Below are 22,793 nucleotides of genomic sequence, written 5' to 3'. Positions count from 1 at the left end.
TGCGCTATTTTACATATTCGATTTCATTAACGTACCAGGTGGCTTCTCCGCCGGGCGTCTGCACCAGAGCGACATCACCGACCTCTTTTTTCAGCAGCGCGCGCGCCATTGGGGAGTCGATGGAGATATAGTCTTTGCGGCCAAAAATCTCGTCGTAACCTACGATGCGAAAACGTAATGTATTGCCATCGTCGTTTTCGATCTCTACCCAGGCGCCGAAGAAGACTTTGCCTTCCTGCTGGGGGGAGTAATCGACAATTTTCAGGTTTTCCAGGCATTTTGTCAGATAGCGAACGCGCCGGTCTATTTCGCGCAGACGCTTTTTATTGTACTGGTAGTCGGCATTTTCACTGCGATCGCCGAGGCTTGCCGCCCAGGTGACTTTTTTAGTGACTTCCGGGCGCTCCTGACGCCAGAGAAAATCCAGTTCCTGTTTCAGCTTGTCGTAGCCTTCTCGGGTGATCAGGGGCGTTTTCATTTCGTGGCCTTATTTTTTCTCTGATTTCTTTACAAATCGCCGCCCTTTAAGGCGCGGATTAATCATCATTTCTGTGATGCGATATGCATATAAGCTGCTGTTAAATATGCTTTGTAACAATTTCGACTAGAATTTATACCAGATTTAGCTGGCCCTCTACGTGCACTTTTTTAGAATACGCACTCATAATTGTCGGAACCTTTGGGAGTAAAAACAATGCAAGAGAATTATAAGATTCTGGTAGTGGATGACGATATGCGCCTGCGCGCGCTGCTCGAGCGTTATCTTACCGAGCAGGGCTTCCAGGTTCGTAGCGTCGCTAACGCGGAGCAAATGGATCGCCTGCTGACCCGCGAATCGTTCCACTTGATGGTTCTCGACTTAATGTTGCCGGGCGAAGATGGCCTCTCCATCTGCCGCCGCCTGCGTAGCCAGAGTAACCCAATGCCGATCATTATGGTGACGGCGAAAGGGGAAGAAGTTGACCGTATCGTTGGCCTCGAAATCGGTGCTGATGACTACATTCCAAAACCGTTCAACCCGCGTGAACTGCTGGCGCGTATTCGTGCGGTGCTGCGTCGTCAGGCAAATGAATTGCCTGGTGCGCCTTCGCAGGAAGAAGCGGTCATCGCATTCGGCAAATTTAAACTTAACCTCGGTACCCGCGAGATGTTCCGCGAAGATGAGCCTATGCCGCTGACCAGCGGTGAGTTCGCCGTGCTGAAAGCGCTGGTGAGCCATCCGCGTGAGCCGCTGTCGCGCGATAAGCTTATGAACCTGGCGCGTGGTCGTGAATATTCCGCGATGGAGCGTTCTATCGACGTGCAAATCTCCCGACTGCGTCGCATGGTGGAAGAGGACCCGGCTCACCCACGTTACATTCAGACCGTTTGGGGTCTGGGCTACGTCTTTGTGCCGGACGGTTCTAAAGCATGAGGCGAATGCGCTTCTCACCGCGCAGTTCTTTTGCCCGCACGCTGTTGTTGATCGTCACACTGCTGTTCGTTAGCCTTGTGACGACCTATCTTGTGGTGCTGAATTTCGCGATTTTGCCAAGCCTCCAGCAGTTTAATAAGGTTCTCGCCTACGAAGTTCGTATGTTGATGACCGATAAACTGCAACTGGAGGACGGCACACAGTTGGTGGTGCCTCCGGCGTTTCGCCGTGAAATTTATCGCGAACTTGGCATCTCGCTCTATTCCAATGAAGCCGCAGAAGACGCGGGTCTGCGTTGGGCACAGCATTATGAATTTTTAAGCCAGCAAATGGCGCAGCAATTGGGTGGCCCGACGGAAGTACGCGTTGAGGTTAACAAAAGCTCGCCGGTTGTCTGGTTGAAAACCTGGCTGTCGCCCAATATCTGGGTACGCGTGCCGTTGACGGAAATTCATCAGGGCGATTTTTCTCCGCTGTTCCGCTACACGCTGGCTATTATGCTCCTGGCGATAGGGGGCGCGTGGCTCTTTATCCGAATACAGAACCGACCGCTGGTCGACCTTGAACATGCCGCGCTAAAAGTGGGGAAAGGACATATTCCTCCGCCGCTACGTGAATACGGGGCCTCCGAAGTGCGTTCTGTAACCCGCGCTTTTAACCAGATGGCGTCAGGGGTCAAGCAACTGGCGGATGATCGCACCTTACTGATGGCCGGAGTGAGTCATGATCTGCGTACGCCGTTGACGCGCATTCGTCTGGCCACAGAGATGATGGCCGAAGAAGATGGTTACCTGGCTGAGTCGATCAATAAAGATATCGAAGAGTGCAATGCCATCATCGAACAGTTTATCGACTACCTGCGCACCGGGCAGGAGATGCCGATGGAAATCGCCGAATTAAACGCGGTACTGGGCGAAGTGGTGGCTGCCGAGAGTGGCTATGAGCGTGAAATCGAGACGGCGCTTAATGACAGCGAAATTCTGGTTCGTATGCACCCGCTTTCAATTAAGCGCGCTGTTGCCAATATGGTGGTGAATGCTGCCCGTTACGGTAATGGCTGGATCAAGGTCAGTAGCGGTACGGAACCTAATCGTGCCTGGTTCCAGGTGGAGGATGATGGTCCTGGCATCAAGCCGGAACAGCGTAAACATCTGTTCCAGCCATTCGTTCGTGGCGACAGTGCGCGTAGCACCAGTGGTACCGGCCTTGGGCTGGCGATTGTTCAGCGTATTGTCGATAACCACAATGGTTTACTGGAGCTTGGTACCAGTGAGCGGGGCGGCTTGTCGATCCGCGCCTGGCTGCCAATTCCCGTTACCCGCCTGAATACGCAGGGCAAAGATAGCTAACAAAAAACCCGCCTTCCGGCGGGTTTTGTTTGGTCTGTGTTGGAAAATTACAGCTTCGGTCCGGCGCTCACCAGTGCGGCCCCCGCAGGGGTATCCGTATACTTCTCAAAGTTACTGATGAACAGTTTAGCCAGCTGCGTTGCTTTCTCCTGCCACTGTTCCGGTGATGCGTAGGTATTACGCGGGTCGAGGATTTTTGTCTCCACGCCGGGCAATGATGTGGGGATTGCCAGATTAAACATCGGCAGGGTGAAGGTTTCGGCGTTATCCAGTTCACCATTCAGAATCGCATCGATTATTGCGCGCGTATCTTTAATGGAGATGCGTTTGCCGGTACCGTTCCACCCCGTGTTTACCAGATATGCCTGAGCACCGACGGCCTGCATACGTTTCACCAGCACTTCTGCATACTGCGTGGGGTGCAGCGACAGGAATGCTGCGCCAAAGCAGGCAGAGAAAGTTGGCGTAGGCTCTGTAACTCCACGTTCCGTGCCAGCCAGTTTTGCCGTAAATCCGGACAAGAAGTGATACTGCGTCTGGTCTGCGGTAAGCCGGGAAACAGGCGGCAACACGCCAAATGCGTCTGCGGTCAGGAAGATGACTTTTGTTGCATGCCCGGCTTTCGATACAGGCTTAACGATGTTGTCGATGTGATAAATCGGATAGGAGACTCGGGTATTTTCTGTTTTCGAGGCATCGTCATAATCGATGCTGCCGTCGGCGCGTACGCTAACGTTTTCCAGCAGAGCGTCCCGGCGAATGGCGTGGAAAATATCCGGTTCCGCTTCCTCTGAAAGTCTGATGGTTTTGGCGTAGCATCCACCTTCGAAGTTGAAGACACCATCATCGTCCCAGCCATGTTCGTCATCGCCAATCAGGCGGCGTTTCGGGTCGGTGGACAGGGTTGTTTTCCCGGTACCAGATAACCCAAAGAAAACGGCGACGTCACCTTTCTCCCCGACGTTTGCCGAGCAGTGCATTGATGCGATGCCTTTCAGCGGCAGCAGGTAGTTCATTATTGAGAACATCCCTTTTTTCATTTCGCCGCCGTACCAGGTACCGCCAATCAGCTGAATGCGTTCGGTCAGGTTGAACGCAACGAAGTTCTCTGAATTCATTCCCTGTTCTTTCCATAACGGGTTCGTGCATTTCGCCCCGTTCATAACAATAAAATCAGGTTTAAACTCAGCAAGCTCTTCGTTTGTCGGACGGATAAACATGTTCTTCACAAAGTGCGCCTGCCAGGCGACTTCCGTGACGAAGCGAACGGAAAGACGGGTATCCGGATTTGCGCCACAGAACGCATCGATAATAAACAGTCGCTTTCCGGAGAGTTGTTGCGTGACCAGCCCTTTCAGATGTTGCCAGACTTCGGGCGAGAGCGGTTTGTTGTCGTTCTTGCCTTTGCCTTTATCAGACCACCAGACAGTGTCACGGGTGGTGTCATCACGGACAATATATTTATCTTTCGGCGAACGGCCGGTGAAAATACCGGTGTCGACGGCAACAGCACCAGAATTCGTCAAAACTCCGCGCTCGTATCCTTCCAGGTCTGGACGGAGCTCTTCCTGATACAGCGTATCGTAGTCGGGGTTATAGACGATATCCTGAACATCGTTGATACCATAAGCCTTGAGATCTTGCGGGGTTAATTCGTTAACGCGCATGTCACTACTCCTTAGCCAATATGTACTGCCTGAAATTGTAGGGTCGTTGCTCATTCCCTGACCGCGACGGGGCTCATAGATTTACGTATCTCGATGCCTCCTGGATCGCGGAAAACGCTGTGACATGGGTCACGTGGCGACATAGTTGCTGGCAATAATAGCCAGAATAATCGAGAAAATGTCACTAAAGTGACGGAAAGCGATATTTTTAACGGCAGCTTTGTGACTGTAATCGCTTTCATGAAAGTAAATTACGTAAGGCTTTCAGAAAACATTTTAGCGGAAACGTGACGCGCTATGCAAAAGCGCCACCGATAAGGTGGCGCTTTTACTAACGATTAAGGAAGGTCTTAATGTACCTTGGGATCGGCAGGCGAGGCGTTGTTACGGATTTCAGCAATGTCCATGGCATTGAACAGATAATGATTACCACAGTAATCGCAATGCATGTCGATTTCGCCCTCTTCGGCAATAATGCTGTCAACTTCTTCATCTGGCAGGGTTTTTAACGCACCAGCACAGCGCTCGCGGGAACAAGTACACTTGAATTCCACATCCTGCGGGTCATACAGGGTAACTTCTTCTTCGTGATACAAACGCCACAGAACATCTTGCGCGGGGAGCGTAAGCAACTCTTCTGCTTTGATCGTTTCAGTCAGCGTCGCCAGGTGTTCGAAATCCACTGCCTGCGTATCCTGAGCAGGTAAAACCTGCAGCAACATACCACCAGCGGCCGGCGCGCCATCCACATCACCCGTACGGATGAATAAACGGGTAGGTAGCTGTTCAGAACGCAGGAAGTAATCTTCCAGGCACGCTGCCAGCGTATCGCCTTCAAGACCGACGACACCCTGATAACGCTCACCTTCTTCCGGCGTAATGGTGATGACCAGATAGCCATTGCCGACCAGCGTTTTCAAATCTGCATTGTCAGCAATATCGCCCTGTACGCGTGCTACACCACGCATCTGTTGGCGGTTGTTACCATTGATGACGGCCAGGCTCATTGGGCCATCGCCCTGTAGCTGAACGGTGATGTCGCCCGCAAATTTCAGGGTAGCAGTCAGCAGGCTGGTCGCGACCAGCAGTTCACCAAGAATGGTTTTTACAGGCTGCGGATAGCTATGGTTTTCCAGGATCTGCTTCCAGGTTTCGGAGACGGTTACCAGTTCGCCACGCACGGCATAGTTCTCGAACAGGTAGCGGTGTAATTGGTCATGTTGAGCCATAGTTTTCTCTCTTGCGGGTGCGCGTTACTCGCTGTCACCGTATTTAAATTTCATGAGGTCGCGGCGTTCTTTTTTATCCGGACGGCGATCGGGATGCGGCATTGTAAGCGCATTCATCTTCCTGGCCAGCGCCATTTTTTCGCGCTTCGTTACGCTTTCCGCTGTCTCTTCGTACATTTCGACGGCTTCTGCGGCGGGGCGGCGTTGTTCGGTAATCGCTTTAACAATCACCGTACGTTCATCATTACCTTGCCTGAGCGTTAGCGTGGCGTTCAGTTCGACGATTTTACTCGGCTTGCTGCGCTGACCGTTGTAATGCACTTTGCCGCCTTCGATCATCTCGCGGGCTAATGCGCGTGTTTTATAAAAACGCGCAGCCCATAGCCATTTATCGAGGCGAACATCGGGTGCTGATTGTTCTTTCATTACCCCTCCTTCACGTTAAGTGAGGGAATCAGATGGCGATAATCATTCATGCCGGGATGACGTAGATAACTTTTCTCCGCCAGACCTGAATCCGGGTTGGTTACGCCCAAGCAGTAACGAATGCCAAATTTTGCGGCGGCATCCAGAATGGGTTCGCTGTCATCAATGAACAGCGTTCTTTCGGCGTTTAAGCCCGTCTCTTGCGCCACGGCTTGCCACAAACGCTGATCCTCTTTCGGATAACCAAATGTGTGGGTGGAAAGTAATAAATCAAGGTGCGATGCCAGACCGGTATGCTCAAGTTTTACCGCGAGATTATGCGGATGAGCATTGGTCAGCAGGATGCGTCGCTTGCCACTTTTTTGCAGCGCATCAAGAAAAGGAACGGTATCTTCACGCAGCACAGCACGCGGCCCCTGCTGCGTTGTCATCGCGCAGATATCCAGTCCTAAGCGTTCGCTCCAGTAATCCAGACAATACCAGTTTAGCGTATGCTGCACGGCATGATATTCCTGATGAAGGATAGCCTGAGCTTCTGCGGGCGTAATGCCTTGCTTTGCGCCAAACGTCTCCGGCACCAGTTTTTGCCAGAAATAATTATCAAAGGCGAGATCGAGCAGTGTACCGTCCATGTCCAGCAGAACGGTATCCACGTTCTGCCAGTCGATATCAAAATGCATAAGAAGCTCCAGCCAGAAATAACGATGCGCGACAGGTTAACATACCTGTCGCCGATGACAGTTATCAGGTCAGGCTATCGGGCGCGGGGATAAGCCCGGGGTTGAGGCAATTTTCGTAGTATTGCTGAATTTCAGCCAGACGCGTGCGGTTTCGATGGTAACGGCGCAGCGCCTGAACACCGTTATAAACGCAGCAGACTATCATTGCCAGAAGCAGAAGCGCGGTACTGACGTAACGCCAGAGCCCTGTTGCGCTATCTGGCATACGGTGCAGGCTGACATGACGCGTACCATTAGCGTCAGTCGAAATATTGGTAATGATGCCTTCTGCGGTGAACGGAGTTTGCATCAGCATTCCTGCCAGACGCTGGAACTCTGCCCACTGTTCGGCTGCCGGATAGTCATATAACGCGACGCCAGGATAGGGCTGATCTACCAGTTCACTCCCTTCTTCACTAATAATCAGAAAACCGCCAGGCGCCGGACTGTTAAGCGCCTGCGCCGCGCGGGTTGTTTCGCGTAAAATAAAGGGAGCGGTGGAGGTGGTGACCAGATTATCCAGCGATTCTGCGCTGACCGGGCGCAGTAACACATTCACGCCGGTGAGTTTACCCGTGCTGGCGCGTGCCGTCAGCGTATCCCAGTCTTTACTGTTCCCAAGGTTGACCAGTGCGTTTTTAAGCCGCAGGCAGTCGTCCTGTGCCGAACACAGATCCTGTGTTTTCAGCACAATCTCAGAAAAATCATCCAGTAAGACCATGCCTGATTTTTGAATGGCAGTACGCAGAGCCGGACTAACGCGAGAGTCGTCATCCTGTTTCGGATGCAACTGGCGATTGACGGCTTCCATCAGCGCTGTCGCTTTGGTGACGGTTTCTGATTCCGGCAATGGCAGCGGTGGCGCATCGTTCCAGATAATTTGCGAACAGTCGAACGGCGCAAACGGCGAGTTTTGGCGTGAGGTCCAGTTGCCTGACGAATGGATGCTACACATGCCGGTACCATGAATCTTTAGCGAGTCACCGATACGAAGCCCCGCTTCTTCAAGCTGGCTAACTTTCGTCGCTTCGATGGTCTGCGCCCCTTTGAACCATGAAAGGGTAAATTTGATGGGCATATCCAGCGGAACCCACATCAGCAGCATAATCAGGACCAGCATCGCCCCGGCTGAAATCACGGCGCTGCGTACCCAATGCTGGAGAGGGAAGTTCTTAACCTCATCATGCAGCGATAAAAATCGCCCCTGACGAACAACGTGACGATCGAGATAGATATCAATATCGCTTTGTTGCCCCAGATCCTGGGCGATAAAAGGCTGCCAGTGGCGCGGATAGATAAGATCAATAATTCCTAAGGAGATGTTATTGATCTGTTCCTGGTTGTTCTCGCCAAAAAGGCCCCAGCGTTTGGGGGTACCGCGCAGGCAGTGGATTTCGCGCAGCGCATTCTGCGCAGGCGGTGCAAAGATGCCCCAGAGCCCGGCCGCAAGCAGCATGATGCCGGCTACGGCGAGCCAGGGAACAAACACGTCCGGGGTGACCAGGCAGAAAAAGAACAGTAAAAACGATGTTGAAATTAACAATGCCTCGCGCATGCCATCCGGGCGGCTCAGTGCATACTCTTCCACCGTTTCATGGCGAATATTAAGTAGCTCGATTTGCTCCGTCTCTTCGCCGCGGATAGCTGAGTGCGACGATGGAACCTGCTCTGGCACCAGGCTGTGTTCTTCCGGGCGAAATTCATTCAGGGCGTGGCCATTGAGCGAAATGACCAGCGGCAGGGTGTCGGTTCGGATAAGCTCAACGCTATTTTCGTCGTTGATATACTGTTCCCAGAACGGCGGCAGATGTACTTCCACAGAATCAAGGTAGTAGCGCCATTTGTTTGGGGCATCGGTCGTAATGCCGTAGCGGGTAATCGCACGGGTGACGCTGATGACCGTATTACTTTGTGCGTTGAGCGTGAGGGAGACTGGCGCTGCCGTCGCGCCGGTCGGGCCTGGTACCTGACGGGTACGGGAGAGCGATTCCAGATAGCTTTCAACAGCGCTGCGCTCATCAGGAGTTAATTTGCGGGTTGTCGCGCCAGCGAAAGCTTGCAGATGTGGCAGACGGTATCGCCTTTGCGATCGCGCTCTGTAAAACCACCCAACAAGGCATACGCAGGCCAGCATAGCAGCGAAATAAATCAAAATGGTGCTCATGCTTTCCCCATCTTACTTTTACTAGCAGGTGTAGTCAGTTGCACCCTTTCCCGTAAATTCAATGAATATGGCTGGAGCGTTATCGGGCAAATCGTTAGTCTAATAGGTGAACGCCTGACAACATGCAAAATAGTAGCAAAGCCGCAATAGAGCGAATATCAGCAAATTCTTAGTTTTATTTCAACCTCTTGACTTTTAGGTTTATTTGGGAAATAGCTTCTGCTAAGTTACAGGAATGTAAATGAGGCGCGAAGAACATTGCCGAAACAGCGTCGCATGTCGCACAATAATGCCAGTAATCTCTGGAAAGACCGATAATAATGAGCGAATCATTGCAAAAACCCACCATTCTTAACGTTGAAACCGTCGCGTCTTCACGACTTTTTAACGTAGAAAGTGTGGACCTGGAATTCAGCAACGGTGTACGTCGTGTCTATGAGCGTATGCGTCCCTCGTCGCGTGAAGCGGTGATGATCGTGCCTATTGTAGACGATCATATCATTCTCATTCGCGAATATGCTGTGGGTACCGAATCGTATGAGCTTGGATTTTCCAAAGGGTTAATCGATCCTGGCGAAAATATGTATGAGGCGGCCAACCGCGAGCTTAAAGAAGAGGTGGGTTTCGGCGCGAAGGAATTAACGTTTCTGAAAAAACTCAGCATGGCTCCGTCTTATTTCTCCAGCAAAATGAATATCATGGTGGCTGAGGATTTATACCCCGAGTCGCTGCCTGGTGACGAGCCTGAGCCGTTACCGCAGGTGCGCTGGCCGCTGGCCCATTTGATGGATCTGCTGGAAGAGCCTGATTTTAATGAAGCCCGCAATGTAAGCGCGCTGTTCTTGTTAAGAGAGTGGCTGAAAGGGCAGGGCCGATTATAAAAAAAGCGCGTAAGCGCTTTTTTTATATCTGTCAGAACAGCAGGTGGCCCGGATAAGACGTTTATGCGCCGCATCCGGGACACCTTTTATCAGAACAATTCGTGCGTCTCGCCATTATCAATAATAGTGGTTCCAACTTCATGCACGGCCTGCTGTGTCGGCTGCGTCCCGTCAATAAAGTACTCCTGACGGCTGCTGCCTCCATTCGCCAGTTGCCCTGTACTGCGATCAATATTTACCGTCACAATTCCTGGTGGTGGCGTGAGTGGTTGTTCCGGTACGCCATTGAGAACAACCTGCATGTAAGCATCCCATGCTGGCTGCGCGCTTTTCGCCCCGCCTTCGTAACCCGAGATCTGATCTTTGATGGCGCCCGATGCGGAGGTGCGACCCAGATCGCGACGATGATCATCAAAACCGATCCAGACCGATGTCACTACGCCCGGACCATAACCGGAGAACCAGGCATCTTTCGAGCTGTTTGTGGTCCCGGTTTTACCACCGATATCATTACGCTTGAGATCCCGGCCCGCCCGCCAGCCTGTGCCTTGCCAGCCTGGTTCACCGAAGATATTACTGTTAAGCGCGCTCTTAATTAAAAACGAAAGCGGCGTACTGATGACATGCGGTGCATACTCCTGACCGCCACTCTTCACTACCAGATCCTGATTGGCCTGCTCCAGTTGCGGCATCGGTATGGAAGGATTCTGCTGCTCCTGAGAGATAGCCACGTTTTCCATATCTTTGTTTTCCAGCACGTCTGACTTCGGCGTATCTCCGTAAATTACCGGGATATTACACTCCGCGCAGGCTACTTTGGGCCGGGCTTCGAACAGAACATTTCCCTGATCGTTTTCAATTTTGGTGATGAAGTACGGATCAATGAGGAATCCGCCGTTCGCCATGACCGAGTAGCCGCGAGCTACCTGCATTGGGGTGAATGACGCGGAGCCAAGCGCCAGTGACTCTGTATGCACGATGTTTTGTGCCGGGAAACCGAATCGCTGTAAATACTCAGCGGCGTAGTCAACCCCCATTGCACGCATGGCGCGTACCATCACTACGTTCTTCGACTGCCCAAGCCCCTGGCGCAGACGAATTGGCCCGGCATACTCATCGGGTGAGTTTTTCGGACGCCAGTCGGAGCCTGCCCCGGCATCCCAGCGGGAGATAGGCACATCGTTCAGGATACTGGCCAGCGTCAGGCCTTTGTCCATCGCTGCGGTATAAAGGAATGGTTTGATATTAGAGCCAACCTGACGCAGCGCCTGGGTCGCGCGATTAAATTTGCTCTGATTGAAATCGAAGCCGCCAACCAGCGCCAGTACCGCGCCGTCGTGCGGATTAATGGAGACCAGTGCAGAGTTAACATCCGGCACCTGTGCCAGCCACCAGCCTTCGTTTACCATGCGAACCCAAATCTGTTGCCCGGCCAGTACGACATCGGTCACTTTGCGCGGAGTTGGGCCTTGCGCGGTGTCGGAACGATAAGGGCGCGCCCAGCGCATACCGTCCATATGCAATGATACAGAGGTCCCGTCTCCCAGCATCGCGGTGGCTTCTTGCGCATTGGCGGCTGTGACGACAGCAGGTTCCAGCGGTCCATAGGTCGGCAATGCTTTCAGGGTATCGGTGATTTTTTTGCTATCCCAGGCGCTTTCGCCCGGTTTCCACAGCACATTGGACGGGCCGCGATAACCATGACGCATATCGTAATCCATCACGTTATTGCGCACGGCGTCCTGCGCGGCCAGTTGCACTTTACGGGTGATGGTGGTGTAAACACGATAACCATCTTCGTAGGCTTTATCGCCGTAGCGATTCACCATCTCCTGACGCACCATTTCTGAGAGGTAGGGCGCCGAGAAGGCAATCTCCGGTGCATGGTAATCGGCGTCAATGGCTTCGCCACGCGCCTGGTCATACTGCGTCTGGCTGATGTAGCCCTCGCTCAGCATACGGGCCAGGACCACATTACGGCGGGCTGTTGCGCGATCAAGCGAATAGAGCGGGTTAAAGGTGGACGGCGCTTTTGGCAGCCCGGCAATGACGGCCATTTCACTCAGAGTGAGCTGGTCGACGGGTTTGCCAAAGTAGACCTGTGCCGCCGCACCCACACCATAAGCACGATAACCGAGGTAAATTTTATTGAGGTAAAGCTCAAGAATCTCGTCTTTATTCAGCAACTGCTCGATACGAATAGCCAGGAACACTTCCTTGATTTTACGCATCAGCGTGCGTTCCGGACTCAGGAAGAAGTTACGCGCGAGCTGTTGAGTAATGGTACTGGCGCCCTGTGAGGCGTGACCAGAGAAAAGCGCCACGCTGGCCGCGCGGAAAATGCCCACCGGATCAACACCATGGTGTTCATAGAAGCGGCTGTCTTCTGTGGCAACAAACGCTTTGACCATCTCTGGCGGTATCTGACTTAAAGTCAGCGGAATGCGGCGTTTTTCGCCGTACTGCGCAATCAACTCGCCGTCGGCACTATAGACCTGCATCGGGATTTGTAGTCGCACGTCTTTCAGCGTGGCGACGTCAGGTAGCTGCGGCTCAATGAATTTGTACAACCCATAAATCGAGCCTGCTCCCAGCAGAATGCAACACACTGCAAGGATCAATAAATACTTTACGAACTTCACCGGAGGATTCCCATTTAGTTTCATTTGGGCAGTTTATAAACAACCGCGCGGTAGTATAAATGCAAGCCTGATGCATTGATATAGCCGTTATCTTTCCTGGCGATAAGGAGGTCGCGATTTATGGCATTCGGGCACTGGCAGATTGGACTGCATATTCAGCAAGATAGCGTTTTCAGCGTTGCATTAACCCCGGGCAGAGCCGGGTGGGCGTTACGCCGTTGGTGGCACATCCCGTTACCATTGGGCACAGTTGAAAACGGGCAGCTTAAGGCACCACAACAGTTGTTGACCGCGCTTTTACCGTGGCGAAAATCATTACCGCAGCGCCACCGGGTACGACTGGCATTCCCGGCAGCGCGCACTTTGCAGCGTAAGCTCCCTCGACCGGCAATGGCCTTACGCGAAAATGAACTGGCAAGCTGGGTTTCTCATGCTATGGCGCGTGAACTTGAAATGGCAGCGGCAGATTTACGTTTCGACTATACCGAAGATTCAATGGCGCAGGCCTATAGCGTGACGGCGGCGCAGCATAAAGAAGTGGCCGAAATGCTGAAACTGGCGGCATCCCTGCATCTGAATCTGGTTTCCCTGACGCCTGATGCCTGCGCATTGCAGCATCTCGTCCCTTTTTTACCGCCTCCGGCACGTTGCCTTATTTGGGAATGCGACGCGCAATGGCTATGGGCAACACGCACCGGATGGGGGCGTCGATCACATGAAGATCATCCTACTGTAAACCAGCTAAGCGCGAGTCTCGGGCTGGACATCGCCGACATTGCGCTATGCACAGCAGCAACGCCTGATTTTGATCCATGGTGCGCGATTGTGCAGCGGCAACCGCCTCTGCCGACAAATGGTTTGCGTTTCGCGGTGGCGATTGGCCTGGCACTGGGAGCGGTACGCTAATGGAACACATGTTCAACCTGCTACCCTGGCGAGAGCAGCGGCGGCAGGCATGTCGGCGTTTCTGGGGGCAACTGCTGGTGTCCGTTGCGGGCATGATGGCGCTAATCATCGTGCTGTTTCATACAAAAACGGCTCAGGACAAGCGGATCGCTACGCTGTGGCTGCAATCCGACACGCAGATGTTATCAGCGCTGAAGGCAAAACAGCCGCATTTCCAGGCGCTACGTCAGTCGTGGTTAAACCAGAAGGCCAGAATGCATCGTCATAGCCATACCCGCCGGTGGCAGCAGCGGCTGGCTGAACTGGCAGACAAAATGCCCGACAACGCCTGGCTTACGGAAATGCATTTTCAACAAGGGCAACTGAGCGTGTCGGGGTTTGCCAGAACTTTTCAGTCATTAAGTGAACTGGAGCAGGCGCTGGAAACGACAGACGGTTTTCTTCTTCGCCAGGCCGGTTCGACTGAGCGGGATGCGCAGGGGCGCTGGCAGTTTCACTATCAGCTTAATAAGGAAGATGAACATGCCGCGCAGCCTTGATCTCTGGTACGCCCTCTCGCCCGGAGCCCGGGCGGCGTATGGATTGTTTCTGATGGTTTTTCTCCTGCTTGTGGTGTGGTGGTGGCAGATTAAACCCATAACGCGTGAACAAACGGCACGGGAGCAACAACGTCTTGTGCAACAGGCGGCGCTACAGGCCAGCTGGCGGGATATTCTGGCCCTCAAACCACCGGAGATACCGCATTCTCAGGCGGACGTTCCAAAGGCCTTTTCACCTCTGGATTTCCATACTCATGATGCCCAACTTATTCGCTGGCGTCCTGTTGAACGGGGTGGCGAGATGGTGCTGGAGGCGCAGTGGGTAGCGATTCCCCGGACCTTTTACTGGCTTGCTGAACGGCAGATGCTCACATCCGCTTTTTCGATCACCGCAGGGGAAAATGCGCTGCGTTTTGTACTCCAGGTGGAGAGCGATGATGGCGGCTGAACGTATCGCAGCGGCATGTTTGCTGGTGCTGATGCTGGCGGGCATGCGTGATCCTTTCCAGCCGCCTCCCGAGCGCTGTATGGCCGGCCAGCCTGAACTTTGGCATTACCAGGGGGTAGTGGTAATGGCTCAGACAGCGACAGGAATAGTGCGCGATCCCGCCGGGAGGTGGCGACGCGTACATAAGGGAGAAACGCTTCCGGGGGGCTGGCACGTGATGGAATTTGATAAAGAAGAGATGCGCATCGCGACAGGGGAGGATTGTGAACCCGCGCGCTGGCACTGGAAACGAGAAGGATCTCAAAATGAAAAGAACAGCATTAGTAGCGCTTTTTCTCAGTAGCGTAGCGGCGAGCGCGGCAACACCTGCCCCCGTGACATTAATGGTGGATGATGTTCCCGTCACTCAGGTCTTACAGGCGCTTGCCGAGCAGGAGAAACATAATCTGGTGGTCTCGCCAGATGTCAGCGGAACGCTCTCCTTGCATCTTGTCGATGTTCCCTGGAAGCAGGCATTAAACACGGTGATTTCCAGCGCCGGGCTAACACTACGCAGAGAAGGCAACATCTTATATGTGCATTCTGCAAACTGGCAGCAACAACAATATCAGTTGCGTGAGGCGGAACTGGAAAAACAAAAACAGAGTCTGCCACTGGAAGAGCGTAGCGTGACGCTGCGTTATGCGCAGGCCAGTGAATTGGCGAAGGCTGGAGAAAAACTTCTTGGGCCGAAAGGAACGATCACGGTGGACAATCGCCTTAATCGGCTGGTGCTCCGCGATCATAAGGCCTCGCTTGATGCGCTGGAAAAGTGGGTTGCACAGATGGATTTGCCTGTCGAACAGATTGAGCTCGCGGCGCATATCGTTACCATCAATGAAAAGAGTTTGCGCGAGCTCGGAGTGAAATGGGGACTGGGGGAGGCGACAAAGCCTGGTAAACGTGGCCAGGCATCGTCACTATCCAGCGATCTGTCAGTAGAAAGCGCCAGTATCCGGGGCGGTTTTAATATAGGCAGTATTAACGGGCGCTTACTGGATATTGAATTGTCCGCACTGGAACAAAAACAGCAACTGGAGATCATCGCCAGCCCGCGATTACTGGCGTCCCACATGCAGCCTGCCAGCATTAAACAAGGTAGTGAAATCCCTTATCAGGTATCCAGCGGCGAAAGCGGCGCAACGTCGGTGGAATTTAAAGAGGCGGTGTTGGGTATGGAGGTGACGCCGACTGTGCTACCTGATGATCGTGTACGTCTTAAGTTGCGTATTACCCAGAACATGCCGGGTCAGGTGCTCCAGCAGGCAGATGGCGAGGTATTGGCGATTGATAAACAAGAAATTGAAACACAGGTCGAAATAAAAAGCGGTGACACTCTGGCGCTCGGGGGCATTTTCTCGCAAAAGCATAAGCTCGGTTCTGACAGTGTACCAATTTTAGGGGGAATCCCCTGGTTTGGCCGACTGTTTCGTCATGATGGCAAAGATAATGAGCGCCGTGAACTGGTAGTCTTTATTACACCCCGGCTTGTCCCGGTACGGTGATCGATACATATTCTGTAGCGCTTTTTCTGCCGAACTCGCTACAGGTGTTTGACGTGAGAGATGATTTAGCTTACAAGGAGTACCGATTTGAGCGTCAGCAATCTCCGTCTTACCATAAGTAGTGTTAACGTCTGGTCGGCGATTTATTCAGTTGCCAAACCAGTCTCAGTACTGAGATAATTTTTGGTCTGACTCTCGCACTATCGCATATGAGGTTTCAGTTCATGTCCGGCTTCGCACGGTGTCAACGGAGCGGATTTATCATCAACGAATAGTCTTAGTAGTACCGAAAAAATGGCAGAGAAACGCAATATCTTTCTGGTTGGGCCTATGGGTGCCGGCAAAAGCACTATTGGGCGTCAGTTAGCTCAACAACTCAATATGGAATTTTACGATTCTGATCAAGAGATTGAGAAACGAACCGGAGCTGATGTGGGCTGGGTCTTCGATGTAGAAGGTGAAGAAGGTTTCCGCGATCGCGAAGAAAAAATCATCAACGAGCTAACGGAAAAACAGGGAATTGTACTGGCAACCGGTGGTGGCTCTGTGAAGTCTCGCGAAACCCGTAATCGTCTCTCCGCCCGTGGCGTAGTGGTTTATCTGGAAACCACTATCGAGAAGCAGCTGGCTCGTACTCAACGTGACAAAAAACGTCCGCTTTTACAGGTGGAAACGCCGCCGCGTGAAGTGCTGGAAGCGCTGGCTGATGAACGCAATCCGCTGTATGAAGAGATTGCCGACGTTACCATTCGCACTGACGATCAGAGCGCGAAAGTCGTCGCAAACCAGATTATTCACATGCTGGAAAGCAACTAATTCTGGCGTAATACACAGGCCTGCGGGTTTAAGCAAATAAGGTGGATGTCGCGTCATGGAGAGGATCACAGTCACTCTTGGGGATCGTAGTTACCCTATCACCATCGCGGCTGGTTTGTTTGACGATCCAGCTTCCTTCTCGCCCCTGAAATCCGGTGACCAGGTCATGCTGGTCACTAATGAAACGCTGGCTCCGCTCTACCTCGACAAGATTCGCCATGTGCTTGAAACGGCTGGTATCAAAGTCGATAGCGTGGTTTTACCCGATGGCGAGCAGTATAAAAGCCTGACGGTGCTGGACTCGGTCTTCACTGCGCTTTTGCAAAAACCTCACGGCCGGGACACAACACTTGTCGCGCTGGGTGGCGGAGTAGTAGGTGATCTGACCGGTTTTGCCGCAGCCAGCTATCAGCGCGGCGTGCGTTTTATTCAGGTTCCTACGACGTTACTTTCGCAGGTCGACTCTTCTGTTGGCGGCAAAACGGCGGTAAACCATCCTCTTGGCAAAAACATGATTGGCGCGTTCTACCAGCCAGCCTCGGTGGTGGTGGATCTCGACTGTCTGAAGACGCTGCCCGCGCGCGAACTTTCCTCTGGTCTCGCCGAAGTTATCAAATACGGCATCATCCTTGATGGCGCATTTTTTGACTGGCTCGAGCAAAATCTGGACGCGCTGTTGCGTCTGGACGGCCCGGCAATGGCGTACTGTATTCGCCGTTGTTGTGAGCTGAAAGCCGAAGTTGTAGCGGCTGACGAGCGGGAAACAGGCTTACGTGCTTTACTGAATTTGGGGCATACCTTCGGTCATGCTATTGAGGCCGAAATGGGGTACGGCAATTGGTTGCATGGTGAAGCTGTTGCTGCCGGAATGGTGATGGCAGCGCGTGCTTCCGAACGTCTTGGGCAGTTCAGTAAAGATGATACCCAGCGCATCATTAACCTGCTTGAGCGTGCAGGTCTGCCGGTTCACGGACCGAAGGAAATGACCGCACAGGCCTATATCCCGCACATGCTGCGTGACAAGAAAGTTCTGGCCGGCGAGCTGCGTTTAGTGCTTCCGCTGGCAATAGGGAAAAGCGAAGTTCGTGGCGGAGTGTCACAAGACGTTGTACTTGGCGCTATTGCTGATTGTCAGCAGGCGTAATTTATTAGAAAGGTCTTGCTGCGCGTGCGTAGCGTTTAACTTCGGGCGAATGCAATAGTTGTTAGTATGAGCCTTTGAGTGGGGTGTTAAATGGATGAATTCAAACCAGAAGACGAGCTGAAACCCGATCCCAGCGATCGTCGTACTGGTCGTTCTCGTCAATCTTCTGAACGTGTTGATGAGCCGCAGATCAATTTTGATGATGTTGAACTTGATGCTGACGAGCGTCGCCCTTCGAGAACACGTAAGACGCGCGATGATCGCGAAGAATACGCAGAAGAAGATTATGAAGCGGAAGAAAACTCACTGGACGAGGAGCGCGCAGAGCGTCGCCCACGTAAGCGTAAAAAAGCCGCCGCCGCAAAACCTGCTTCACGTCAGTATGTGATGATGGGGGTTGGTGTTCTGGTACTGCTGCTGTTGATTGTCGGTATCGGTTCCGCATTGAAAGCCCCTTCCAGCAACAGTACGGCTCAACAGAGCACTTCTGGCAGCAAAAACATCGACCTTTCGGGGAGCGGTGGTGCAGCCGATCAGGCTAATGCCACTCAGCCTGCGCCAGGCACCACTTCTGCAGAACAAACTGCGGGCGCTGCACAGCCAACGACGGGCAATACATCGCAGGATATTTCTCTGCCGCCAATCTCTTCTACGCCTTCTCAAAGCCAGGCACCTGCAAACACAGGTACTCAGCAGCGTCTTGAAGTGCAAGGCGATTTGAACACCGCGCTGACTTCGCCGCAAAACCAGGCGCAGATCAACAACGCGGTGGCAAACAGCACGCTGCCGACAGAACCAGCAACCGTTGCGCCAGTCCGTAACGGCGGCGGAAATGCTGCTCATAGCGCAGCTACCGCAGAAAACCATACGGCAACGACTCGCCCGGAACACAAACAAGCGGTTAGCGAACCGAAACCACAGCAGCAGGTCAAACCGCCAGTGATGAAGGCAGAGCCGAAAGCTGTTGTTCAGGCACCTGCAGCGCAACCAAAAGTGGTTGCCTCAGAGCCAGTTAAAGCGCCGACCGTGGCTGCGACGACGCCGAAAGCGACGGCCAGCACTACTGCACCTGCGGCACCAGCAGCTACTGCGGCGCCTGCAGCCAGCACGAATGTGGCAACGGGTAATGTGGGCTCGCTGAAATCTGCGCCCGCCGATCATTACACGCTGCAGTTAAGCAGTTCATCGAATTACAACAACCTGAATGCCTGGGCCAAAAAAGAAAATCTGAAAAACTTTGTGGTTTATCAGACGACACGTAATGGCCAGCCGTGGTATGTACTGGTCAGCGGTGTGTATGCCTCTAAGGATGATGCAAAACGCGCTGTTGCTGCACTGCCATCAGATGTTCAGGCTAAAAACCCGTGGGCCAAGCCTATTCATCAGGTTCAGGCCGACCTGAAATAATTTCACGTCACAACATCATTCAGGCAGGCCACCCAGGCTTTGCCTGAATGATAACGTGTATAAAGCGCAGGATGCTGTCGGAGCTGTCTCCACAGCCGGAGAGAGTGTAATCAATCATCCAGCATGAAAAAAAATCGCGCTTTTCTGAAATGGGCAGGGGGGAAGTACCCTCTGCTTGCCGATATTGAACGACATTTGCCAAAAGGCGAATGCCTGATCGAACCCTTCGTTGGTGCTGGCTCGGTATTTCTTAATACTTCATTTTCCCGTTACATTCTTGCGGATATCAACAGCGATCTGATTGGCCTTTATAACATCGTCAAAGAACGCGCCGATGAGTATGTTCAGGGCGCACGGGAGCTCTTTACGCCCGCGACGAACCAGTCTGAAACCTATTATCAGTTGCGCACAGAGTTTAACCAGAGCCAGGATCTTTTCCGGCGTGCGCTGTTATTCTTGTACCTTAACCGCCACGGCTATAACGGCCTGTGTCGTTATAATCTGCGCGGCGAATTTAACGTACCGTTTGGCCGCTACAAAAAACCATACTTCCCGGAAGCTGAGTTGTATCATTTCGCTGAAAAGGCGCAGAATGCCTTTTTTTATTGCGAATCCTATGCTGAAAGCATGGCGCGTGCGGATGCGAATTCGGTGGTCTATTGCGATCCGCCCTACGCACCGCTCTCAGCCACGGCGAATTTTACGGCGTACCATACGAATAGCTTTACTCTGGAGCAACAGGCTCATCTGGCTGCCATTGCCGAGAGCCTGGTACATAACCGGATCCCGGTTCTGATTTCCAACCACGACACAGCGCTGACGCGTGAGTGGTATAGCCAGGCGAAACTGCACGTTGTGAAAGTACGACGCAGTATCAGCAGCAACGGTGGGACGCGTAAAAAGGTGGATGAACTGCTGGCGCTCTATCGCCCGGCAACTGTCTGAGCCAGAGCGGCTTCGCCGTCAGGAATGAATGCGTTTGTCTACACCCTGTAAAATGAATTTATATTCTTCTCAAGGAGATGCGGATGACTCAGTATTTGATTGCCCCCTCGATTCTGTCGGCTGACTTTGCCCGCCTGGGTGAAGATACTGCCAGTGCGCTGGCTGCCGGTGCAGATGTGGTTCACTTCGATGTCATGGACAACCACTATGTGCCTAACCTGACCATTGGACCGATGGTACTGAAATCGCTGCGTAATTACGGCATTACGGCGCCGATTGATGTCCATCTGATGGTGAAGCCTGTTGATCGTCTGGTGCCGGACTTTGCCGCCGCCGGGGCAACCATTATTACGTTCCATCCGGAAGCTTCTGAGCATGTTGATCGTACGCTGCAATTGATTAAAGAGCACGGCTGTAAAGCAGGACTGGTATTTAACCCTGCCACCCCGCTGAGCTATCTGGATTATGTTATGGATAAGCTGGATGTGATTCTGCTGATGTCGGTTAACCCGGGTTTCGGCGGGCAATCCTTCATTCCACATACGCTTGATAAATTGCGCGAAGTACGTCGTCGGATTGATGAATCTGGTTTTGATATTCGTCTGGAAGTGGATGGCGGTGTAAAGGTCAGCAATATCGCTGAAATCGCTGCGGCAGGTGCAGATATGTTTGTTGCTGGTTCGGCGATTTTTGACCAGCCGGATTACAAAAAAGTCATTGATGAAATGCGCAATGAACTGGCAAAGGTAAGTCATGGATAAAATGCAGGCAATTCGTGGGATAGCTTTTGACCTTGACGGTACGCTGGTGGACAGCGCACCGGGGCTGACGGCAGCAGTAGATAACGCATTATATGCGCTGGAACTGCCCCAGGCGGGTGAAGATCGTGTCATCACCTGGATTGGTAATGGCGCGGATGTGCTGATGTCACGGGCACTAAGCTGGTCGCTGCAGGAGCGCAACGCGCAGCGTGCTGCGTCCGGGAAACCGGCGATTAACCATGCGGATATTCCACAGGAAGAGCAGGCAATGATGCTGCGTAGGCTGTTTGACCGCTACTACGCTGAGTCAGTGGAAGAGGGCAGTTTTCTGTTCCCTGACGTGGCCCATACGCTGGCTGCACTGCACGAAAAAGGTTTCCCGATGGCGCTGGTAACCAACAAGCCTACGCCATTTGTTGCCCCGCTCCTTGAAACGCTGGGTATTGCGCACTATTTCCGCGTGGTCATCGGTGGTGACGACGTGAAAAACAAAAAGCCTCACCCGGAACCGCTGCTACTGGTAGCGGAGAAGCTGGGGCTGGCACCGAACGAATTGCTGTTCGTCGGCGATTCTCGTAATGATATTCTCGCCGCTCAGGCTGCTGGCTGTTGCTCTGTCGGCATGACCTATGGTTACAATTACGGCGAAGCCATTACATTGAGTGAGCCGGACTACGTGTACGACCGCTTCAACGAACTACTGCCCGCACTCGGGCTCCCGCACAGTGAAAATCAGGACGTGAAACATGACTAAACCCATCGTATTTAGTGGCGCACAGCCTTCAGGTGAACTGACCATTGGTAACTACATGGGTGCGTTGCGTCAGTGGGTAAACATGCAGGATGACTATCATTGCATCTATTGCATCGTTGACCTGCATGCCATCACCGCGCGTCAGGATCCTGAAAAACTGCGCAAAGCGACCCTGGACACGCTGGCGCTCTATCTGGCATGTGGTATCGATCCTGAGAAAAGCACCATTTTCGTTCAGTCCCATGTGCCGGAGCATGCACAACTGGGTTGGGCACTGAACTGCTACACCTATTTCGGCGAACTGAGCCGTATGACCCAGTTCAAAGATAAATCAGCGCGTTATTCCGAAAACATTAACGCCGGTCTGTTCGATTATCCGGTACTGATGGCGGCGGATATTTTGCTCTATCAGACCAATCAGGTTCCGGTCGGCGAAGACCAGAAACAGCACCTGGAACTGAGTCGCGATATCGCCCAGCGTTTTAACGCTATCTATGGCGATGTCTTCAAAGTGCCGGAGCCGTTCATTCCGAAATCCGGCGCACGCGTGATGTCGCTGCTGGAGCCGACGAAGAAAATGTCCAAGTCTGACGATAACCGCAACAACGTTATCGGCCTGCTGGAAGACCCGAAATCGGTGGTGAAGAAAATCAAACGTGCAATGACCGACGGTGACGAGCCACCGGTAGTGCGTTATGACATCCAGAATAAAGCGGGTGTTTCTAACCTGCTGGATATTCTCTCTGCTGTGACCGGCCAGAGTATTCCGGAACTGGAACAGCACTTCGAAGGCAAAATGTACGGCCATCTGAAAGGCGAAGTAGCAGATGCCGTTTCCGGTATGCTGACAGAGCTGCAGGCGCGTTATCACCGCTATCGCGATGACGAAGCGTACTTGCAGAAGATCATGAAAGAGGGTGCGGAAAAAGCCAGTGCCCGTGCGTCTGAAACGCTGAAGAAAGTCTACGAGGCTATTGGCTTCGTGGCGAAGCCGTAAGTCCTCCGGGGGATATTCCCCTCACTCTGGCCCTCTCCCCA

The 22,793-nt window shown here is 52.8% G+C and carries 22 protein-coding genes; 15 read left to right on the top strand and 7 right to left on the bottom strand.

What is annotated here, in order from left to right; translation table 11 throughout:
• Nucleotides 1-4 precede the first annotated feature (4 nt).
• Nucleotides 5-478: a transcription elongation factor GreB gene (gene greB, locus AAIG39_RS03030; RefSeq protein WP_047372823.1), complete on the bottom strand. Its 474-nt coding sequence runs from the start codon at nucleotides 476-478 to the stop codon at nucleotides 5-7.
• Nucleotides 479-694: 216 nt separating this feature from the next.
• On the opposite strand from greB, the gene ompR reads away from it, so the two are divergent.
• Together ompR and envZ are read left to right on the top strand one after the other, a co-directional pair.
• Entirely contained in the window at nucleotides 695-1,414 is a 720-nt protein-coding gene (ompR, locus tag AAIG39_RS03025) for an osmolarity response regulator transcription factor OmpR (protein WP_001157751.1), read from the top strand.
• Nucleotides 1,411-2,763 carry a two-component system sensor histidine kinase EnvZ gene (envZ, locus tag AAIG39_RS03020; RefSeq protein WP_090083981.1) on the top strand — a complete coding sequence of 451 codons (1,353 nt, stop codon included), beginning with the start codon at nucleotides 1,411-1,413 and terminating at the stop codon, nucleotides 2,761-2,763. The genes ompR and envZ overlap by 4 nt, the downstream gene beginning before the upstream one ends.
• A 47-nt stretch (nucleotides 2,764-2,810) precedes the next feature.
• On the opposite strand, the gene pckA is transcribed toward envZ, so the two are convergent.
• From pckA to AAIG39_RS02995, 5 genes are all read right to left on the bottom strand, one after another.
• On the bottom strand, nucleotides 2,811-4,430 hold the full coding sequence (gene pckA, locus AAIG39_RS03015) for a phosphoenolpyruvate carboxykinase (ATP) (RefSeq protein WP_343193167.1): 1,620 nt from the start codon (nucleotides 4,428-4,430) through the stop codon (nucleotides 2,811-2,813).
• Between the two features lie 350 nt (nucleotides 4,431-4,780).
• Entirely contained in the window at nucleotides 4,781-5,659 is an 879-nt protein-coding gene (hslO, locus tag AAIG39_RS03010) for an Hsp33 family molecular chaperone HslO (RefSeq protein ID WP_343193166.1), read from the bottom strand.
• Between the two features lie 24 nt (nucleotides 5,660-5,683).
• A complete protein-coding gene (gene hslR, locus AAIG39_RS03005; protein WP_090083987.1) occupies nucleotides 5,684-6,085 on the bottom strand; it encodes a ribosome-associated heat shock protein Hsp15 in 402 nt (133 codons plus the stop codon).
• Nucleotides 6,085-6,765, bottom strand: a complete 681-nt coding sequence (gene yrfG, locus AAIG39_RS03000; protein ID WP_090083988.1) for a GMP/IMP nucleotidase — start codon at nucleotides 6,763-6,765, stop codon at nucleotides 6,085-6,087. Before yrfG ends, hslR begins: the two co-directional genes overlap by 1 nt.
• A 64-nt stretch (nucleotides 6,766-6,829) precedes the next feature.
• Nucleotides 6,830-8,968 (bottom strand): intracellular growth attenuator family protein, encoded by a 2,139-nt coding sequence (locus AAIG39_RS02995; protein ID WP_090083989.1) that lies wholly within the window; start codon nucleotides 8,966-8,968, stop codon nucleotides 6,830-6,832.
• Nucleotides 8,969-9,288: 320 nt separating this feature from the next.
• Here AAIG39_RS02995 and nudE point away from each other — a divergent pair, with 320 nt between their 5' ends.
• Nucleotides 9,289-9,849: an ADP compounds hydrolase NudE gene (gene nudE, locus AAIG39_RS02990; protein ID WP_041851386.1), complete on the top strand. Its 561-nt coding sequence runs from the start codon at nucleotides 9,289-9,291 to the stop codon at nucleotides 9,847-9,849.
• A gap of 89 nt (nucleotides 9,850-9,938) precedes the next feature.
• Here the strand turns inward: nudE and mrcA are convergent, their stop codons facing one another.
• Complete coding sequence (gene mrcA, locus AAIG39_RS02985) at nucleotides 9,939-12,491, bottom strand: peptidoglycan glycosyltransferase/peptidoglycan DD-transpeptidase MrcA (protein WP_343193165.1); 2,553 nt, start codon at nucleotides 12,489-12,491, stop codon at nucleotides 9,939-9,941.
• A gap of 120 nt (nucleotides 12,492-12,611) precedes the next feature.
• Here mrcA and AAIG39_RS02980 point away from each other — a divergent pair, with 120 nt between their 5' ends.
• The 12 genes from AAIG39_RS02980 to trpS all read left to right on the top strand — a co-directional run bounded on the left by AAIG39_RS02980 (nucleotide 12,612) and on the right by trpS (nucleotide 22,752).
• A complete protein-coding gene (locus tag AAIG39_RS02980; RefSeq protein ID WP_343193164.1) occupies nucleotides 12,612-13,397 on the top strand; it encodes a type IV pilus biogenesis protein PilM in 786 nt (261 codons plus the stop codon).
• Complete coding sequence (locus AAIG39_RS02975; protein ID WP_343193163.1) at nucleotides 13,397-13,936, top strand: PilN domain-containing protein; 540 nt, start codon at nucleotides 13,397-13,399, stop codon at nucleotides 13,934-13,936. Before AAIG39_RS02980 ends, AAIG39_RS02975 begins: the two co-directional genes overlap by 1 nt.
• Nucleotides 13,920-14,384 (top strand): HofO family protein, encoded by a 465-nt coding sequence (locus AAIG39_RS02970; RefSeq protein ID WP_343193162.1) that lies wholly within the window; start codon nucleotides 13,920-13,922, stop codon nucleotides 14,382-14,384. The genes AAIG39_RS02975 and AAIG39_RS02970 overlap by 17 nt, the downstream gene beginning before the upstream one ends.
• Complete coding sequence (locus AAIG39_RS02965) at nucleotides 14,371-14,727, top strand: HofP DNA utilization family protein (RefSeq protein ID WP_343193161.1); 357 nt, start codon at nucleotides 14,371-14,373, stop codon at nucleotides 14,725-14,727. The genes AAIG39_RS02970 and AAIG39_RS02965 overlap by 14 nt, the downstream gene beginning before the upstream one ends.
• Entirely contained in the window at nucleotides 14,690-15,928 is a 1,239-nt protein-coding gene (gene hofQ / locus AAIG39_RS02960; protein WP_343193160.1) for a DNA uptake porin HofQ, read from the top strand. Before AAIG39_RS02965 ends, hofQ begins: the two co-directional genes overlap by 38 nt.
• A 294-nt stretch (nucleotides 15,929-16,222) precedes the next feature.
• Nucleotides 16,223-16,744, top strand: a complete 522-nt coding sequence (gene aroK / locus AAIG39_RS02955) for a shikimate kinase AroK (protein ID WP_035892101.1) — start codon at nucleotides 16,223-16,225, stop codon at nucleotides 16,742-16,744.
• A gap of 55 nt (nucleotides 16,745-16,799) precedes the next feature.
• A complete protein-coding gene (gene aroB, locus AAIG39_RS02950; RefSeq protein ID WP_249572575.1) occupies nucleotides 16,800-17,888 on the top strand; it encodes a 3-dehydroquinate synthase in 1,089 nt (362 codons plus the stop codon).
• Between the two features lie 90 nt (nucleotides 17,889-17,978).
• Complete coding sequence (gene damX, locus AAIG39_RS02945) at nucleotides 17,979-19,295, top strand: cell division protein DamX (RefSeq protein WP_249572576.1); 1,317 nt, start codon at nucleotides 17,979-17,981, stop codon at nucleotides 19,293-19,295.
• A gap of 123 nt (nucleotides 19,296-19,418) precedes the next feature.
• Nucleotides 19,419-20,240: an adenine-specific DNA-methyltransferase gene (dam, locus tag AAIG39_RS02940; RefSeq protein ID WP_090084001.1), complete on the top strand. Its 822-nt coding sequence runs from the start codon at nucleotides 19,419-19,421 to the stop codon at nucleotides 20,238-20,240.
• Between the two features lie 83 nt (nucleotides 20,241-20,323).
• Nucleotides 20,324-21,001 carry a ribulose-phosphate 3-epimerase gene (gene rpe, locus AAIG39_RS02935; RefSeq protein WP_343193159.1) on the top strand — a complete coding sequence of 226 codons (678 nt, stop codon included), beginning with the start codon at nucleotides 20,324-20,326 and terminating at the stop codon, nucleotides 20,999-21,001.
• Complete coding sequence (gene gph, locus AAIG39_RS02930) at nucleotides 20,994-21,755, top strand: phosphoglycolate phosphatase (RefSeq protein ID WP_090084005.1); 762 nt, start codon at nucleotides 20,994-20,996, stop codon at nucleotides 21,753-21,755. The genes rpe and gph overlap by 8 nt, the downstream gene beginning before the upstream one ends.
• Nucleotides 21,748-22,752, top strand: coding sequence for a tryptophan--tRNA ligase (gene trpS, locus AAIG39_RS02925; protein ID WP_090084006.1), 1,005 nt, complete (start codon nucleotides 21,748-21,750; stop codon nucleotides 22,750-22,752). The genes gph and trpS overlap by 8 nt, the downstream gene beginning before the upstream one ends.
• Nucleotides 22,753-22,793: the final 41 nt, after the last annotated feature.

This window comes from Phytobacter palmae (genome assembly GCF_039409775.1).
Lineage (GTDB): Bacteria > Pseudomonadota > Gammaproteobacteria > Enterobacterales > Enterobacteriaceae > Phytobacter > Phytobacter palmae.
Note: the sequence above shows the minus strand (reverse complement) of the source record. Positions and strands in the feature narration are given on the sequence as shown.